This is a genomic window from Faecalispora jeddahensis (genome assembly GCF_000577335.1).
Classification (GTDB): Bacteria; Bacillota; Clostridia; order Oscillospirales; family Acutalibacteraceae; genus Faecalispora; species Faecalispora jeddahensis.
Window position 1 is genome coordinate 53,132 of record NZ_CBYL010000001.1, and the last position, 16,659, is coordinate 69,790.

The 16,659-nt window shown below is 54.7% G+C and carries 14 protein-coding genes; 3 read left to right on the forward strand and 11 right to left on the reverse strand.

Features of this window, described 5'->3' with window-relative positions:
- The first annotated feature begins 428 nt into the window (after positions 1-428).
- Genes TY09_RS00225 through TY09_RS00235 form a run of 3 tightly spaced genes read left to right on the forward strand, consistent with a single transcriptional unit; the run spans position 429 to position 3,369 of the window.
- On the forward strand, positions 429-1,670 hold the full coding sequence (locus TY09_RS00225; RefSeq protein WP_042430113.1) for an ABC transporter substrate-binding protein: 1,242 nt from the start codon (positions 429-431) through the stop codon (positions 1,668-1,670).
- The gene (locus TY09_RS00230; protein WP_042429859.1) at positions 1,667-2,368 is read left to right on the forward strand and encodes a GTP-binding protein; all 702 of its coding nucleotides are present in this window, start codon (positions 1,667-1,669) and stop codon (positions 2,366-2,368) included. Before TY09_RS00225 ends, TY09_RS00230 begins: the two co-directional genes overlap by 4 nt.
- Positions 2,365-3,369: an ATP-binding cassette domain-containing protein gene (locus TY09_RS00235; protein ID WP_009060383.1), complete on the forward strand. Its 1,005-nt coding sequence runs from the start codon at positions 2,365-2,367 to the stop codon at positions 3,367-3,369. The genes TY09_RS00230 and TY09_RS00235 overlap by 4 nt, the downstream gene beginning before the upstream one ends.
- Before the next feature lie 77 nt (positions 3,370-3,446).
- Here the strand turns inward: TY09_RS00235 and TY09_RS00240 are convergent, their stop codons facing one another.
- From TY09_RS00240 to TY09_RS00290, 11 genes are all read right to left on the reverse strand, one after another.
- Complete coding sequence (locus tag TY09_RS00240) at positions 3,447-4,370, reverse strand: RluA family pseudouridine synthase (RefSeq protein ID WP_042429862.1); 924 nt, start codon at positions 4,368-4,370, stop codon at positions 3,447-3,449.
- Positions 4,371-4,417: 47 nt separating this feature from the next.
- Complete coding sequence (locus tag TY09_RS00245) at positions 4,418-4,999, reverse strand: nitroreductase family protein (protein ID WP_042429865.1); 582 nt, start codon at positions 4,997-4,999, stop codon at positions 4,418-4,420.
- A 408-nt stretch (positions 5,000-5,407) separates the two neighbouring features.
- Positions 5,408-7,558 (reverse strand): methyl-accepting chemotaxis protein, encoded by a 2,151-nt coding sequence (locus TY09_RS17535; RefSeq protein WP_052335527.1) that lies wholly within the window; start codon positions 7,556-7,558, stop codon positions 5,408-5,410.
- Between the two features lie 233 nt (positions 7,559-7,791).
- Complete coding sequence (locus TY09_RS00255) at positions 7,792-9,270, reverse strand: MATE family efflux transporter (RefSeq protein ID WP_042429868.1); 1,479 nt, start codon at positions 9,268-9,270, stop codon at positions 7,792-7,794.
- 168 nt (positions 9,271-9,438) lie between these two features.
- Complete coding sequence (locus TY09_RS00260) at positions 9,439-9,804, reverse strand: DUF1667 domain-containing protein (protein ID WP_042429871.1); 366 nt, start codon at positions 9,802-9,804, stop codon at positions 9,439-9,441.
- Positions 9,805-9,807: 3 nt separating this feature from the next.
- A complete protein-coding gene (locus TY09_RS00265) occupies positions 9,808-11,079 on the reverse strand; it encodes an NAD(P)/FAD-dependent oxidoreductase (protein WP_042429874.1) in 1,272 nt (423 codons plus the stop codon).
- Entirely contained in the window at positions 11,076-12,524 is a 1,449-nt protein-coding gene (locus TY09_RS00270) for an NAD(P)/FAD-dependent oxidoreductase (protein WP_042429877.1), read from the reverse strand. The genes TY09_RS00265 and TY09_RS00270 overlap by 4 nt, the downstream gene beginning before the upstream one ends.
- Before the next feature lie 157 nt (positions 12,525-12,681).
- Complete coding sequence (locus TY09_RS00275; RefSeq protein WP_042429881.1) at positions 12,682-13,389, reverse strand: MIP/aquaporin family protein; 708 nt, start codon at positions 13,387-13,389, stop codon at positions 12,682-12,684.
- A gap of 33 nt (positions 13,390-13,422) precedes the next feature.
- Entirely contained in the window at positions 13,423-14,913 is a 1,491-nt protein-coding gene (gene glpK, locus TY09_RS00280; protein WP_009060408.1) for a glycerol kinase GlpK, read from the reverse strand.
- Positions 14,914-14,956: 43 nt separating this feature from the next.
- A complete protein-coding gene (locus TY09_RS00285) occupies positions 14,957-15,472 on the reverse strand; it encodes a flavin reductase family protein (protein ID WP_009060416.1) in 516 nt (171 codons plus the stop codon).
- Positions 15,473-15,663: 191 nt separating this feature from the next.
- The gene (locus TY09_RS00290) at positions 15,664-16,230 is read right to left on the reverse strand and encodes a glycerol-3-phosphate responsive antiterminator (protein WP_042429885.1); all 567 of its coding nucleotides are present in this window, start codon (positions 16,228-16,230) and stop codon (positions 15,664-15,666) included.
- Positions 16,231-16,659 lie beyond the last annotated feature (429 nt).

A 16,659-nucleotide genomic window follows, 5' to 3' on the forward strand; every position in this document is an offset into this window, starting at 1 on the left:
CACTGAAACTCGCCTGCTTTCGCGCTCATTTTCATAATATGCGGACAACGCCTGCGCGAACCCGCCTGACTGCCAAACAGTTTAACGACTGATATTCCCCGTATTATATCGCCATGAACCGGGACTGTCAACGCTAAAAAATTCACAATATTGTTTTTTCGACTCGCAAAAAATATAAAATTGTCAAAAATTGCGCAGAACAAACAATAAACGCAGCAGGGGAAGAAGCACTCTTGTTGTATGCGGTTGAGCTTTTCGAAATGCCGCTCTGCAGTCACACGACAATACAAAATGCAAATTATTTTTTAAAATAATTTCTCATCGATTTCCGTTGCTTTTACAACGTACAAACGCCTCTCTTTTTGGTATACTAGCACCATCAAGAAAAAAATCCGCCAAAGTGACCGAATGGAAAGGACGGAATGAATATGAACAACCATTTTAAACTCACCGACACTGTTTACGATATAACAGAGAAATACCCGGAGGCAAAAGAACTGCTGATCTCGCAAGGATTTGAGCAGCTGAGCAACGACCTGATGCGTAAGACCATGGGCAGAACCATTTCGCTCGAAACCGCTCTCAAAAGCAGAAAAATCAACCCAGAGCTGTTTGAGCAGAAACTCGTGGATACGATCGAGCAGGGTCAGTATGCCGCCGGCACCGGACTTTCCGCAATGAAGCGGAACAGCGGCGCGGAAATCCATGTAGAGGGCGTTCTGCCCTGCCCCATCCGCATTCCGCTGCTGGAACGGCTGGAAGCCTGGCTGAAAGAAAACGACGAGCTGGCCGCACGCACCGATTACGACTTGAAAGCCGCCAGCATGGGGCTCGATACCGCAAAGGAGCGCGTGCTCGCCGCAAACGGAGACGCCGAAAAGCTTTCGGATCTGTACCTTTCCGCGGGCTTTGACCTGTTCTTTGACCGCCAGCTGATGGGCCGCTACCGCGAAGCGGGCGTATTCGAGGATATTTCGGGCCTTGCTCATCTGAATCCCGATTTTGAAAACGAGCGCATCAATTTAAGAGACCCGCTGGGGCAGTACACGATCATCGGCGTGGTGGCCTGCGTGTTCATGGTAAACACCGCCGTACTGGGCGACCGCCCGTTCCCGTCCGGATGGGAGGATCTGCTGAGCCCCGAATTCGAGAACAGCATTTCCCTGCCGGTGCGCGATCTGGATATGTTCAACGCACTGACTCTGCACATCCGCCGCTTCTATGGCAAAGAGGGCATTGAAAAACTCGGGCTCAACCTGCTTAGCGGCATGCACCCGGCACAGATGGTCAAAGCGGGACGCCAGCAGCAGGCCCCGGCCATCTCGATCACTCCATACTTTTTCACGCAGATGCTCGACGCAAAAAGCCCTCTCGTACCGGTCTGGCCCAAAGAGGGCGCGATCATCAGCCCCATTTTCCTGCTGACAAAGGCCAGCGCCAAGGAAAAGGTCAAGCCGTTTGTGGATTTCCTGTTCTCCAAAGACGTGGGCGAGCTGATGTCACTGAACGGCAAATTCCCCTCGACCAATCCGCTGGTGGACAACGGCCTGCGCCCCGACCAGCACTTTTTGTGGCTGGGCTGGGATTACATTCACGAGAATGACATCGGCGCGCTGATCCGCGAAACAGAACGTGACTTTTTCGCTGCCGCCGGAAGGGAGCAGTTATGAACCTCACGATTTTTTCCGGCCCTCCCTCGTCGGGCAAAACCTCTGTGATTCTGAAAACCATCGCCGCGCTTCAAAACCGCGGCATCAAGGTGGGCGTCGTGAAGTTCGACTGCCTGTATACCGACGATGACGTCGCCTATGAAAAGGCAGGCGTTCCCGTCAAAAAAGGTCTTTCCGGCGCGCTTTGTCCCGACCACTTTTTCGCCTCAAACATTGAGGAAATCGTGCGGTGGGGCAACCGCATCGGCCTCGATCTGCTCATCAGCGAATCCGCTGGGCTGTGCAACCGCTGCTCCCCTTACCTGAAGGACATCAAGGGCATCTGTGTGATCGACAACCTTTCGGGCATCAACACCCCGAAAAAAATCGGCCCGCTGCTCAAATCTGCCGACGTCGTCGTCATCACCAAGGGCGACATTGTATCACAGGCGGAGCGCGAGGTGTTTGCCTCCCGCGTCAGCTCGGTCAATCCCCGCGCCGTCGTAATGCACGTCAACGGCCTGACGGGCCAGGGCGCCTACGAGCTGGGAACGCTCGTATATGATGAATCCAAACGCGTCGATTCGGTACAGGGCGTGCAGCTGCGCTTCCCCATGCCGGCGGCCTTGTGTTCGTATTGCCTGGGTGAAACAAGAATCGGCGAGAATTACCAGCTGGGGAACGTCAAGAAAATGGATTTGGGGGAGGACCCGGCATGAATGAGAAAACCATCGCACAGATTTTGACGGAATACCCGTTTGTATCCGATTACTTTACGCTGAACAAGCTGGATGTGACCGGATACGAATCGATGACCTTTCCCCTGTTTTTAGAGCATTTTTCCCCGATCGAGCTGGAGGATTTGGCGATCGACAAGGAACGCCTGCTGGCCGATCTACCGGTGTTCATTCAGCAGATGAATGATTTTCTGGGGCTGGACACTTCTTCGCTTGTCCACTCTCTGACGATTCTGCCGGGGCACGACAAAACCGGCGTACCGGAAGGCTTTGAGAGCCTGACGGTCAGCAGCTCGCAGATCATTTCGATCGTGGGGCCGACCGGCTCCGGCAAAAGCCGCCTGTTGGCGGACATTGAATGGGTTGCGCAGGGCGATACCCCAACCGGGCGCAGCATTCTCATCAACGAAGAAAAGCCGGACAACAAATGGCGGTTTTCCTCCGGCAATAAGCTCGTGGCCCAGCTTTCGCAGAATATGAACTTTGTCATGGACCTGACGGTGCAGGAGTTTCTGGAGCTGCATGCCCAGAGCCGCCTGTGCGACAACGCCGATACGGTGATCGCCCGGATTATTGAGGAAGCAAACCATCTTGCCGGGGAGCAGTTCCGCATGGATACCCCCGTCACCAGCCTGAGCGGCGGACAGTCCCGCGCATTGATGATCGCCGACACCGCCATTTTGAGCACCTCGCCGATCGTTCTGATCGACGAGATCGAAAACGCGGGCATCGACCGCAAGAAAGCGCTGAAGCTGCTGGTGGCGGAGGATAAAATCGTGCTGATGGCCACCCACGACCCGCTCCTCGCGCTGATCGCCGACCGGCGGATCGTGATCCGCAACGGCGGAATCCACAGAGTGCTTTCGACCAGCGAGCAGGAGCGCCAGCTTCTGGAAGAGCTGGAGCGGATGGACGCGGTGATTCAGGGCGCCCGCCACAAGCTGCGGGACGGCCAGACGCTTTCTGTGGAAGATTTGAAATAACTCGTTATCAATGCAAAAAGCGCGCGGAAAAATCCGCGCGCTTTTTGCTGTATTCTAAGAAAAACAAAGCGTTTTCTTTACTTTATATTGGTACGCTGGAACGAGATCGATAAAAACACGGCGGGCACCTTTGCCTCAAACCGCAGGAGCTTTCCGGTTTCGGGGTGGCGCAGTTCCAGAACTCCGGCATGCAGGCCAAGCCGTTTAAGGGGATTGCTTTTCGCCCCGTACTTTTTGTCCCCCACAACGGGGCAGCCCTTTTCTGTCATGTGTACGCGAATCTGATTCTTCCGGCCGCTCTGCAGGCGAATGTCCACCAGCGAATACTCCGGAGAGATACCGATCACCTTATAGTCTGTAATGGCTTCCAGGCCGTCGTCGCCCTGCTCGCCGGAATAGACCATCGTGTTTTTTGTTTCATACAGCCAGGTATGAATCCGTCCGCTCAGCGGCTGCGGACACCCCTCCACCACAGCGGTATACGCTCTGGTTTTAACGAGCGTTCCCCACTGATCCTGCAAAGCGTATTTCATCTCTGCGGTTTTAGCGGCCAGCAGCACACCGGAGGTATCTCTGTCGAGCCGATGCACAATGAAGATCCGTGCGTCCGGGTCGCTCTGGCGCACGTGCTCCGTCATCTGATGATACGCGGTGCGCTCCTTTTCCTTCTCATTGGCGATCGACAGCAGGCCGGCAGGCTTATTGATGACCAAAAGCTCGTCGTCCTCATACAGAATCTCCAGCGCGCGGCCTCCGGCGGCAGGAACCTGCGGCGCCCAGCGGACCTGTACGGACTGCCCCGCACGCAGGGGGTAATCATGGCGGGTCGCTACACGGCCCTCTACCAGTACTGCGCCGCGGGCCAGCAGCGATTTGATGTTGTTTCGCGATTTTCCCCGTAGATTATCGCGCAGGAAATCAATCAGAATCCCAGGCTCATTCACCAGTAAAACCACCGGTGCATGCGGATTCTTCCCTCGGGACTTTTCTTTTTTTATCATGGGGTCCCCTTTCTTTCTTAAAAAGGGCGGCAGTGATCACCGCCCGGTCAACGGATGATGTGAATTGCATCCTTGCGCGGGCCGGCGGCCGGGGAAGGATTTTTCGGCCAGCCAAGCGCAAGGGTTCCATAAATATCGTGATGATCCGGAATATCCAGTTCTGTCATTAAACTGCGAATCACAGGATGGTGTGTCAGGCCGGGCAGATGATTGAGCCAGCAGGAGCCGATCCCGAAGGAATGGGCCGCCAGCATCATATTTTCCATCGCCGCGGCGGAATCGGCAAGGGCATTGACATTTTCTCGGTCGTTCGAAACAATGACATAAGTAGGGGCGTGAAACAGAAATTCCGAATCCTCCCGTTCTGCCTTCGGTTTCAGGTGGGCTACATACGGGTGGGTATCGGGCCCGACCGAAACGGTGCGCAGGGCCTCGCGCAGTGCGGTATTGATGCGCGCCAGCACCTGCGGGTTCTGTACGGCGGTAAACTTCCAGGTTTGCAGGCTTCTGCCCGACGGCGCGTAGGTGCCGGCGAGAAGGATCTGATCCAGGCTTTCCGCCGGAATCTGCCGCTCCTCATAAGAACGGATACTGCGTCTGGTAAGAATGTTCTCCATCACCGGATTCATATGGACTGCCCCTCCCGCACGGCAAACGACACAGGCCGTGCTGCTCTTAGTTTCATTTTATTATAACGCAGATCGTAAATCTTGTCGATAAAAGTAGAACACCTGTATTTCTCTTAACAAGCTCTTCCCGGAAGGCAAGTCCCCCGCTCACAGTAAGCCCACAGCAGATTTTTCGCCTGGTAGCGCTGTTCAAAAAGCCCCTAAAATAAAAATTATTTTTATTTTGAACACCGCTTTCCTCTACATAGTATACGGCGAAAACCGCGCTGACGCTAAAACCCCAATATTTGATTGGAGCACCTGCGATTCCCATCAAAAGAAAACCGGAGCTGGGTGAAAAATCTCACCCAGCTCCGGCTTTCTGCCGCTGTTACCATTTCAATAAATACACGCAGAAGCGAAGAACGCTTACAAATGAATTTCCTCTTCTTTGATAATGCTTTCGGAGGGATGCTCTTCCCGAAGCCGGAAGCCGCCGATTTCACTGCGCAGCGTTTCGGCCTGAGCGGACAGCTCCTGACTGGAGGCCGAGCTCTCCTCCGCTGTGGCGGCGTTCGTCTGAACCACCGCGGACACCTGCGAAAGCCCTGTCGATACCTGCTCGATCGCAGAGGTCTGCTCCTCCGAGGCTCTGGCGATCTCGTTTGTGATTTTCCCGATCTTCCCGGCATTCTCAACGATCTCTTTCAGAATCGCGGCGGTATCGTCGGTAATTTTCGTTCCCTCCGCCACCATCTCAGCCGATTTTTGGATCAGCAGCTCGGTCTGCTTGACCGCCTCTGAGGATTTTGCGGCCAGCACACGCACCTCGTCGGCCACTACGGCAAAGCCCTTGCCCGCGGCACCGGCCCTCGCCGCTTCAATGGCGGCGTTCAGCGCCAGAATATTGGTCTGGGACGCAATATCTTCTATCACCTTTGTAATCGTACTGATCTGCGAGGAAGCGTCGTCGATTCCCCGCATGGATTCCTCCAGACGCTTCATGTAGGAAATCCCCAGATCAAAGCTCTGGTTGGCCTCATCGACCAGCCGGGAGGCGCCCTCAACGTTCTTCCTGTTCTCTTCGGCCTGCTCCGAAATTTTGACGACGGAGGCGGAAAGCTGTTCCACGGTCGCAGCCTGCTCCGTAGCGCCGGACGCCAGCGCCTGCGCCGCGTCTGAAACCTGCGACGCACCGGCCCCTACCTGGTCTGCCGCCAGCCCGATCCGACTCAAAGTGCTGTTGAGTGATTCCGAAATGCGCTCCAGCGCCCCGCGGATCGGCGCGAAATCGCCGACATACTCCTGTTCAACAGAGATGCGCATATCCCCCTCGGCCAGCCTGGTCAGCAGCGCGGAAATCTCCTGAATATATCCCTGCAGCACAAACGCCGTGCGCTGAAATACCTCGCTCAAATACCCAAGCTCATTGGAGGAATTCACATGATAGTCCACATGCAGGTTCCCCTGCTCCATATGTTCCGCCGCGGAAATGATCGTGCCGATCGGCCGCAGCGCCCGGCGGAGTGTAATCACAATCCCGATGCCGATGCCGATGATGCCGAGAACACCGATTCCGATCAGCAACGCAAGGATCCAATATACCTCCCGCAGGGCATCGTCCTTCGTCACGACAAACGCACTGGAAAGCGGAGTATCTATGCCCGAAATGGTAACCGGGATATGTACGATATAACACTCTTTGCCGAAAAGGGAATCCTTCTCTTCCCACTGCTGCTGTTGCCCCTGTTTTGTAACGGAGAGGATTTCGTCATTGATCCCACCGGAGGCAAGCTCGGTACCCATCAGCGACGGATCCTTTGAGTTGGCCAGATACACGCCTTTGCTGGAGAGCAGATAGGTGTAAGCCTCGCTGTACTCCCCCATCTCGAACGACAGGCTGTTGATGGTATCCACCACAATATCGCAGTTGGCAACCCCCAGAAACTCCCCGGAGGAGGAAAGGATCGGATTGCTGATCGTAATGAGCCATACCCGCTTCCCGTTGCTCAGGTCGTAAGAATACGGCTCCGTCATATGGGGTTTCTGATTGGTTTTTGCGGGCGCGTAATAGTCGCTGTCGCCGTAGGTGCTGTAATCATTCAGTTCATCCAGCAGGATGCTGCTGCCGTTGCGGTAATAGTAATACGACTGGCCGTTCGGCGTATCCGGAATGAACGCATTCGGCTCCCATGCGGTATAAACGGAAAAAATGCGGTCATCCTCCAGCACGCTTTCCATCATCTTTTTTGTAAGATCGACCTTATGCTCCATCTGAATGGATGCGTCGTTCATGTCGGTAAGGGAACTGGCCAAAGCCTGCGCACGGGCCTGCATGGTGTTCAGGTAGTCGGAGGAAAGCGCCGCGTTGTTTTTTGCCAGTGTGGATATTTCAACTCTTGTCATATCCTGCACCATCGAAATCGTCTGCGTTCCAAGAACAACCACCATGATCGAGATGACAACAGCGGTCATCAAAAGAAGTCTTGCGGGAATGCGGAATGTCAGACGGCGGGTGAGCGGCACCGCTTTTAAATACGATTTTTCCTGTGAAGCATTTTTCTCTTTTTTTCCGGGCATGGATTCACATCTCCCTTTTGATAAAATACACTTCCAGACAACGCTCTTTCTATATTCTATATCGACAAATGACGGAAAAAGGTTATTTGATCTCTGTATTTTAAATGTGATTTTACCGCTCTTTTTCAAACGGTTTTATAGTTAGTGCTGCCTGTGGCAAAACATCTGCACAAAAAAGAACCCGTGGAGAAAACTCCACGGGTGAAGGTGCCAAAAATATTCTGCCGGATTGATCAGGCCGGCTCCTCCGGGTCTGCTGCATCCCCTTGTTCCGATCCCGAAAAAGTATCCAACGGTCCTTGCGTCAGCTCAGATGCCGGAGCCTCCGGCACCGGAGAAGCCGGTTCTTCCGTTACGGAAACCGATCCGCTCGGCGACAGCAGATCCTCTTTTTTCTTCAGGTGCACAAACATCAGGCTGTGGAAAATTACGATGACAATCCAGCCGATGCCGGTTGCGTAAGACACCGCGTCCATTCCCAAGCTGGAAACAAACAGATACGATAAAATCACGCGCAGCGAAATGTGAAGGGTCGTGCCGATCAGCGGAATGTTTACCAGGCCGCTGCCGCGGTAGAAGCCCACGAACGCGCTGCCCGTATAGCTCAAAAAGTAGAAGAAGCAAAGGATTTGAAGATACGAGGTTCCATAGGAAATGGTCTGCACACTGCCGTCGGGAACAAAAAAGCGCATGAGCGCCTCCGCCGAAAAGAACAGAATGAGCGACAGCAGCGCCGCGATTGCCAGCAGACCGCGCAGGCCGATGAAAAAGCCCTGCCTTGCGCGGGGGCGCTTGCCCGCCCCCGTGTTCTGCGCCACAAAGACAGAAATCGCCTCTGCCCCGCTGTCGCCGACGGCGAGAACGATTCCTTCTACGCGGGTGGTGGCCGTGTAGGCTGAAATGGCCGCCAGACCCATGGTGTTTACCGCGCCCTGTACCAAGAGCTTGCCGATATACAGGCTGGACTGGTGCAGCGCCGACACGAGAGAAAACCGGGTGATCTTTGCGATCAGAGAGCCGTCGTAGCGCATATCCTCACGCCCCACCCGCAGAAACGGAAGCGTTTTGCGGATGTACAGCAGGCACAGCAGCGCCGACAGAATCTGTGCCAGCACGGTAGCAAGCGCCGCGCCGCACACACCGAGGCCAAGATGCGCCACAAACAGGATCGCCAGAAACAGGCTGATCACAATCGAGACGAGCAAAAACAGCAGCGCGGCGCTGGTATTGCCGATCGCCCGCAGCACCGCCGCAAAAAAGTTATAGAAGAAACAAGCCAGAAGCCCGAGGAAGATCGTATTGAGGTATTCCACTGCCAAAGCGGAAACGGCCGGCGGAGTTTGAATCAGCCGGAGCAGAAAGGGTGTGCAGGTCAGGCCCAGAAGGCCGATGAGCAGCGTAAACGATGCGCCGAACACCAGCGACAGAAAAATTGCCTGCCGCAGGGCCGGGTGATCCCCCTTGCCATACAGCGAGGCCATAATGACGGCGATGCCGGTACAGCAGCCGCCCAAAATGAAAATAAACAGATTCATCACCGTGCCTGCGATACCGATGGCCGCGAATGCGGTTTCGCCAAGGTAGCGCTCCACGATGATGGAAGAAATGATATTATAAAACTGTTGCAGAATGTTGCCTATCAGAAGCGGAAACGCAAGCCGCACCAAAAGCGGCTGTATCTTTCCCTCCGACAGGGTAATTTTTGACGCCATGACAACCTCCCGGGATTAGGAATAGCTCCATTATACCGGAAATCATTCGTTTCGATAAGTACTTTTTTCACTATGACAACATTCGTATACAATTATAACAAAAGCAGACGACCCCAAACGGGGCCGCCTGCCGATACAAACGAATTCAGTTGATTGCAGCCAAACCGCTTACCCTGCGTCCGAAACCTTGGCAAGGCTGCGCGTTACCACAAAATTCACGCCGAGCCCCAAAAGATTCGGCACTACAATATCGCCCACATGCACCGGGGCCTGCAGCGTGATGCCGTCCAGCAGGCGCATGGCTGCAAAGATATCCTTTTTCGGGATTTCACGGTCTGTCTTCACCGGCACGCGCGCGATGGAAGCACCCCTGATCTTCACGGTGGAGGTGACGGTGCGGGTGGGGGCGATCAGCTCCTTTTTGCCGTAAACCTCTCCCCTCGGGCAGGAATTGCCCGTTACCTTGTAGCCGTTCTTCTCATCCACATGCAGGCGGCACCCTTTGGGACAAACAATGCAAACCAGCTCTGTCATGCGTCATTCCTCCTTTTCAATCGAAACAGTAAGCTCGCCGTTTTCCGCCTTCTTCAAAAGGGCCAGCGGCAGGGTGATTTTCTCCATCTCACCCGGAGCGATATGCTCGCGGGGATACGAAGCAATACGGGTTTCCCCGCTTTTTACCATAATCCGTGCGCCGCGGAAAATCTGATTCGCACGGAAGAAAACGTCTACGGATTTCTCCACACCCTGCGGGCGGATTTTCTGCGGCACGGTATACCCGACGCCGAATCCGTTTTTCAGGCGCAGCATTCCCTCCTCGGAGGGGCTGCCGCTCTTGCTGCACAGCGCGGCGGATTTGCCGGCGCGCTGACTTTCCGCAGTGACGAAATCCACCAGATCGTGCACATGCGCCACGTTGCCGCATGCAAAGATACCGGGGGTGCTGGTTTCCATATTCTCATACACCACCGGGCCGTTCGTGCGCGGGTCGATCTCGAGCCCGGCCTGACGCGAAAGCTCATTTTCGGGGATCAGTCCGACAGAGAGCAGCACGGTATCGCAGTCGAGCACTTCTTCCGTTCCCGGAATCGGGACACGGTTCTCGTCTACCTTCTGTACAACCACCTGCTCCACGCGCTTATCGCCGCGGATTTCGGTAATGGTGTGCGACAAATGCAGCGGAATATCATAATCGTTCAGGCACTGCACAATATTGCGCATCAGCCCGCCGGAATACGGCATCACCTCGTAGACGCCCAGCACCTTGGCTCCTTCCAGCGTCAGGCGGCGGGCCATGATCAGGCCGATGTCGCCGGAGCCGAGGATCACCACGCGGCTGCCGACGCGGTCGCCCTCCAGATTCATATACAGCTGTGCCGCACCCGCCGTGAATACGCCTGCCGGGCGGCTGCCGGGAATGCCGATCGCGCCGCGCGTTCTTTCGCGGCAGCCCATGGCCAGAACGATCGCCTTGGCCCGCAGCTCCAGATACCCGCGCTGCGGGTTAATGGCATATACCGTGCGGCGCTCGCTCAAATCGAGCTCCAGCACCATGGTGCCGGTCAGCACCTCAATATCGCTCTTTTTTAATTCGTCGACAAACCGTTCGGCATATTCCGGGCCGGTGAGCTCCTGTTTAAAATAATGCAGCCCAAAGCCGTTGTGGATACACTGGTTCAGAATACCGCCGAGATCTGCCTGGCGTTCAAGCAGCAGCACGCTTTCGGCCCCGTTCTGCCGTGCGGAAAGCGCCGCCGCCAAACCGGCCGGGCCGCCGCCAACGACAATCACATCATATTCCTGTTTCACTGTTTGCCCGCCTCCTTCTGCTCTTTCGTCCGGCCAAGGATGATATGCATCCCCGCGCGGTCCAGAGGCACCTGGCTCTCCGGAATTCCCAGCTCGCGGGCGATGATCGCCTGTACTCTCGGCCCGCAGAAGCCGCCCTGGCAGCGGCCCATGCCGGGCGTGCAGCGGCGCTTGATGCCGTCTACCGAACGCGGCGGAAGCGGGCGGTGCATCGCGTCTACGATCTCACCCTCGGTTACGGTTTCACAGCGACACACGATGGTGCCGTACAGCGGGTTGCGGAGAATGGCTTCGCCGCGCTCTTTCGGGCTGAGGGATTTAAACCGCAGCACGCGGCGCTTTGACACAAAGTCCGGATTCGGCGAAAGCTCCAGACCGGCGCGGTGCAGCATCTGCACCATGTCGCGCGCAATCACCGGGGAGGAGGTCAGCCCCGGGGACTTGATGCCCGCGATGTTGAAAAAGCCCTCGCACGCCTCACTCGGTCCCACAATAAAATCATCCTGTGTGGAAATGGCGCGTACTCCCGCAAAGTTGCGGATGGAATCGCGGAAATTGATGTTCGGCACACTTCTGATCGCCGCCTGACGCACATTGTGCAGCCCCATCGACGTGGTATCGGCGTCGTCCACAGAAACATCTTCCGCGTTCGGCCCCACAATCAGGTTGCCGTGTACTGTGGGAGAAACCAGCACGCCCTTGCCCACTTTGGTAGGACACTGGAAGATCACGCGGCTGACCAGCTTGCCCTGCGTGGTATCGAGCACAAAATACTCGCCGCGGTTCGGTATGATCTGAAAGCTGTTATCGCCCACCATCGCCGCGATGCGGTCTGTATGCACGCCGGCAGCATTGACGACAAACCGGGCCTGCACCGGACCCTGAGAGGTCTCGATGGTAAACACATCTCCGTTTTTCTCAATGCCGGTCACTTCCGCATCCAGCATCACCTTGGCGCCGCCCTGCACGGCTACCTCGGCCTGCGCAATCGCCAGCTCCCATGGGTTGATAATCGCCGCGCTGGGCGCCCAGAGAGCAAACAAAGCGTTCTCGCTCAGTGCCGGCTCCATCTGGTGCAGCTCTTCTTTTTCTACAATGCGCAATCCCGGCACTCCGTTTTCAACGCCTCTTCGGTACAGAGCTTCCACCGTCGCGCGGTCTTCTTCGGAAAATCCAAGGACTAGCGAACCGATTTTATCATATAAAATATCCAGATCCGCGCAAAGCTGCTCGATGATCCGGTTGCCCTCCACGTTGTAGCGGGCCATCAAGGTACCCGGTTCCGGGTCGTATCCCGCGTGCACGATCGCGCTGTTTGCTTTGGTAGTACCGACGCTTACGTCGTTTTCCTTTTCCAAAAGCACCGCGTTCACCTTGTAGCGGCTCAGCTCATACAGCAGCGAACAGCCGCACGCCCCACCGCCGATGATTGCTACATCAAACATCTGTAAACCTCCTAAAAGTATCGATTTGAGCAAAAAGAGCCAAGCAAAGCAGACCCACTTCTACATGAGTCTAGTTTGCCCGGCTCTTTCTCTCAATTCTCGGCAAATTTCAGTTTATGCCATTGTAAGGTCATTGTCAAGTGGTAATTCAAAGGGGTTAAAAGATTGCCGCTGCCAGCCAGGCGCCCAGAAGACCGCCGCAAATGGGGCCTACTACCGGAATCCAGGCATAGCTCCAGTCGGAATCTCTCTTATTGGGGATCGGCAGAACGGCATGCGCAATACGGGGGCTGAGATCACGAGCCGGGTTCATCGCGTAACCCGTGGTGCCGCCGAGGCTGACGCCGCAGGCAAGGATAATGCTGCCAACGCCAAAGGTACCCACTGCCGCTACATCGCCCACAGAAGTCTGCGAGATGCCCAGAATAGCAAACACCAGCACAAAAGTGGCGATGACTTCACTGATAAAGTTACTTCCATAGCTGCGGATCGCAGGGCCGGTGCAGAATACGCCCAGCTTCGAGTTGCCGTCTTCGGTGGCATCGAAATGGTTTTTGTACATAACCCACACCAATACCGCGCCGACAAAGCCGCCCAGCATTTCAGCAAGGATGTAACCGGGAACGACCGCCCAGTCCAGCTTGCCGATCGCCGCAAGGCCCAGCACCAGAGCAGGATTAAATACCGCGCCGCTGGCGGTGAAGATCAGCGCCGGGATGAGCACCGCGCAGGCCCATCCGAAAGTAATGACAATCAGGCCGGCGTTCTGGCCTTTGGTTTTATTCAGTACTACGTTGGCAACCACCGCGTCGCCTAACAGAACAAGAAGGGCCGTGCCCAAAAATTCATACAAATAGTTTTGCATAACAAATCCTCCTCCGCAATTTGCTTTCGGGAATTACTTGGCCCAGCCAAAGGAACGCTTGACAGCTTCTTTCCAGCCACCCACGAGCTCCTGCCGTGTGGATTCCTCCATCTTCGGCCTGAAGGTTCTGTCAAGAGCCACATTCTGGCGAATATCCTCTTTGTCTTTGTAATACCCTACCGCAAGGCCGGCCAGATACACGGCGCCCAGAGCAGTACTCTCGATGACCTTCGGCCGCAGCACGTCGATCCCCAGAATATCCGACTGGAATTGCATGAGGAAGTTATTGGCCGACGCGCCGCCGTCTACGTGCAGCTCTTTGAGCACGACGCCCGCGTCCGCTTCCATCGCTTTCATGACGTCATAGCTTTGATACGCAAGGCTTTCCACCGTTGCACGGACAAAATGCTCTTTCTCCACGCCGCGGGTCAGGCCGACAATGATGCCTCTTGCATACTGATCCCAATATGGTGCGCCAAGGCCAACAAAGGCCGGAACCACATAAACACCGGCGCTGTCCGGTACCTTGTTCGCGTAGGTTTCGGTAAAGGCCGCGTTGTCGATCATCCGCAGTCCGTCGCGCAGCCACTGAATTGCCGCGCCGGCTACGAACACGCTGCCCTCCAGGGCATATTCCACCTTGCCGTCGAGTCCCCAGGCAATGGTAGTGAGCAGGCCGTTCTTGGAATCCACCGCTTTTTCTCCGGTATTCATCAGGATAAAGCAGCCCGTTCCGTACGTATTCTTCACAAGGCCGGACTCAAAGCAGCACTGGCCGAACAAAGCGGCCTGCTGGTCGCCCGCGATACCGGCGATCGGGATTTCTCCGCCGAGGAACTCTGCGTCCACATTGCCGTATACATAGCTGGACGGCTTTACCTCCGGCAGCATGCTCTTCGGGATTCCCATTTCCTTCAGGATTTCGTCGTCCCATTCCAAAGTATGTATATTGAACAGCATCGTACGGGAAGCATTGGTATAGTCGGTTACATGACATTTGCCCTTCGTGAGCTTCCAGATCAGCCAGCTGTCTACCGTTCCGAACAGCAGATCGCCCTTCTCCGCTCTTTCTCTGGCGCCTTCCACGTTTTCCAGAATCCAGCGCACCTTTGTGCCCGAGAAATACGCGTCCACAATCAAACCGGTCTTTTCTTTGATTGATTTCTCTAAGCCCTTGGCCTTGAGCTGGTCGCAGTATTCTGCGGTGCGGCGGCACTGCCATACGATTGCGTTGTAAACCGGCTGACCGGTGTGGCGGTCCCATACAATGGTTGTTTCACGCTGGTTCGTAATACCGATGGCGGCGATGTCGGAAACGTCGACGTTGCATCTGGCCTTCGCCTCGGTCAGCACCGCAAGCTGGCTGGACCAGATCTCCATTGGATCATGCTCCACCCATCCCGGATGGGGGAAAATCTGAGTGAATTCCTTTTGCGCCACGTTGATGATGTTGCCCTGCTTATCAAAGATAATGCAGCGCGAGCTGGTGGTTCCCTGATCCAATGCAATTAAGTATTTGCCCATTTACAAACTCCTCCTTTTATTGATTCAGCCATTGATGCGTCTATTACTTTTCATATCGTGCCGCCCAAGCGGGGGCTTTCTGAGAGGCCTTGCCTTCCATTACATCGTGGTAATAGGCGCTGGTCATCGCTTTTCCGGGTGCCAGGGTGCGGGTGGACAGTACATTCGCAAAATACACGGTGGAAGCGCCGCAGTCTGTCTGACCGGTCACCTCACACTCCAAAAGGGCCACGCAGTTCTGTACTACGGTCGGGAAGCCGTTGTAATCCCTGTTTTCTGTCTGCGCCAGTTTGTCGGTATCGCGTCCGCTTGAAAATCCAAACAACTGTAAAAATTCCATATCGGCCATTTCCCCCACAACCGAAATGTTAAACTTCCCGGCGGCAGCGATCTGATCATGCGTCAGGTTTTCTTTCCCGATGCATACACAAGCCATGAGCGGCTCGCTGGAAACCTGCATCACAAGGTTCGCCAGCAGCGCGTTGCCTCCTCCCTTGCCGTCCGGCGCGCCTACCAGATAAACGCCGTACCCCAATTTGGAAAGTCCGTCATAATTCATGCTGATACCTCCTATTTCCATATTTTTATATACCATGCGTTTGCTCTGCAAACGCGGGTTCCCTGTCATATTGCAAGATTTGCAAAAAGAGCAGCAAAACCAGAGGGGTTGCCCCCTTCGTTTTTTGCTGCTCTCATTTCTCGCATTTTGATTCAATTGTCAAACGCAGCGGCCTTCCGGATAAAAGGGCGCTACATATTCCAAAGCGTTTTACAGCTGGTGGAAACTCCCATGGCCCCCATGGCCAGACTGTCCACCGCGTTCTTTTTGGTTCGGATCAAGCCGCCTGCAATCACCGGCACCGACGAACACTGACTGATCTGATGAATGATCTCCGGCAAAATTCCCGGCAGAATCTCAATCGCGTCCGCATCGCCGTTCTTCACGGTTTTGCGCACGGTTTCATAGGATTTGGAATCGAGAAGGAAAAAGCGCTGAATGACGAACACACCCTCTTCCCTCGCATGTTTTGCCACAACGGCTTTGGTCGTAATGATCCCGTCGGGATAGAAATGTGTTTTCAAAAACTGAATCGCGCTGCGGTCGTTCGCGACTCCCTCCAACAGATCGATATGTATGTACATCTTCTTTCCCGCCGCATGTACTCTATGGATCAGTTCTTTCAGCTCACAGATATTCCCGGATAAAAGAAAGATCACCTCACACGGCGACGCCAGCGCTTCCTCCAGGTCGGAAGAGTCAAAGATCGCTGCAATCACAGGGTTTCGTTCCAGTGCTTCTACAAATTCCTGATTCATTCATCTACCTCATGGTTTTCTTTCTATTTTCCCTACATTTCATCTCGGTACTATTTATATGCAAAAAGAAAGAAAAACTGAATAAAAAAGCGCACAAAAAACGGCCAGGCCGTTTTCTGCACGTCACAATTCTCAACGCAGACATTTGGTACCTATACACAATGTATTTCTTATCTTTTAAGCATTATACCCTGTTTCCATTTGAATTGCAAGACACAAAACATACAAAATACACAGAGTTCCTCTGGTGCTATTACCATAAATTAGAGCAAATGGCCTTTCCTGACGTTTGATAAATTATTCACATAAATTGCTTTTTTATTCACAAAGTAATCGGCTCTCCTTTTCCGTCCCCTCTTCCCTTGGCTGCCGGGCAGCGGAGCTGTCTCTCCCGTATGAAAAAGTTGCTGAATTTTTCAGAAATCCCCA

Bases quoted from the DNA above. Each gene is read 5' to 3' on its own strand.
- TY09_RS00225 (WP_042430113.1), top strand. From the start codon at position 429: ATGAACAACCATTTTAAACTCACCGACACTGTTTACGATATAACAGAG.
- TY09_RS00230 (WP_042429859.1), top strand. From the start codon at position 1,667: ATGAACCTCACGATTTTTTCCGGCCCTCCCTCGTCGGGCAAAACCTCT.
- TY09_RS00235 (WP_009060383.1), top strand. From the start codon at position 2,365: ATGAATGAGAAAACCATCGCACAGATTTTGACGGAATACCCGTTTGTA.
- TY09_RS00240 (WP_042429862.1), bottom strand. From the start codon at position 4,370: ATGATAAAAAAAGAAAAGTCCCGAGGGAAGAATCCGCATGCACCGGTG.
- TY09_RS00245 (WP_042429865.1), bottom strand. From the start codon at position 4,999: ATGAATCCGGTGATGGAGAACATTCTTACCAGACGCAGTATCCGTTCT.
- TY09_RS17535 (WP_052335527.1), bottom strand. From the start codon at position 7,558: ATGCCCGGAAAAAAAGAGAAAAATGCTTCACAGGAAAAATCGTATTTA.
- TY09_RS00255 (WP_042429868.1), bottom strand. From the start codon at position 9,270: ATGGCGTCAAAAATTACCCTGTCGGAGGGAAAGATACAGCCGCTTTTG.
- TY09_RS00260 (WP_042429871.1), bottom strand. From the start codon at position 9,804: ATGACAGAGCTGGTTTGCATTGTTTGTCCCAAAGGGTGCCGCCTGCAT.
- TY09_RS00270 (WP_042429877.1), bottom strand. From the start codon at position 12,524: ATGTTTGATGTAGCAATCATCGGCGGTGGGGCGTGCGGCTGTTCGCTG.
- TY09_RS00275 (WP_042429881.1), bottom strand. From the start codon at position 13,389: ATGCAAAACTATTTGTATGAATTTTTGGGCACGGCCCTTCTTGTTCTG.
- glpK (WP_009060408.1), bottom strand. From the start codon at position 14,913: ATGGGCAAATACTTAATTGCATTGGATCAGGGAACCACCAGCTCGCGC.
- TY09_RS00285 (WP_009060416.1), bottom strand. From the start codon at position 15,472: ATGAATTATGACGGACTTTCCAAATTGGGGTACGGCGTTTATCTGGTA.
- TY09_RS00290 (WP_042429885.1), bottom strand. From the start codon at position 16,230: ATGAATCAGGAATTTGTAGAAGCACTGGAACGAAACCCTGTGATTGCA.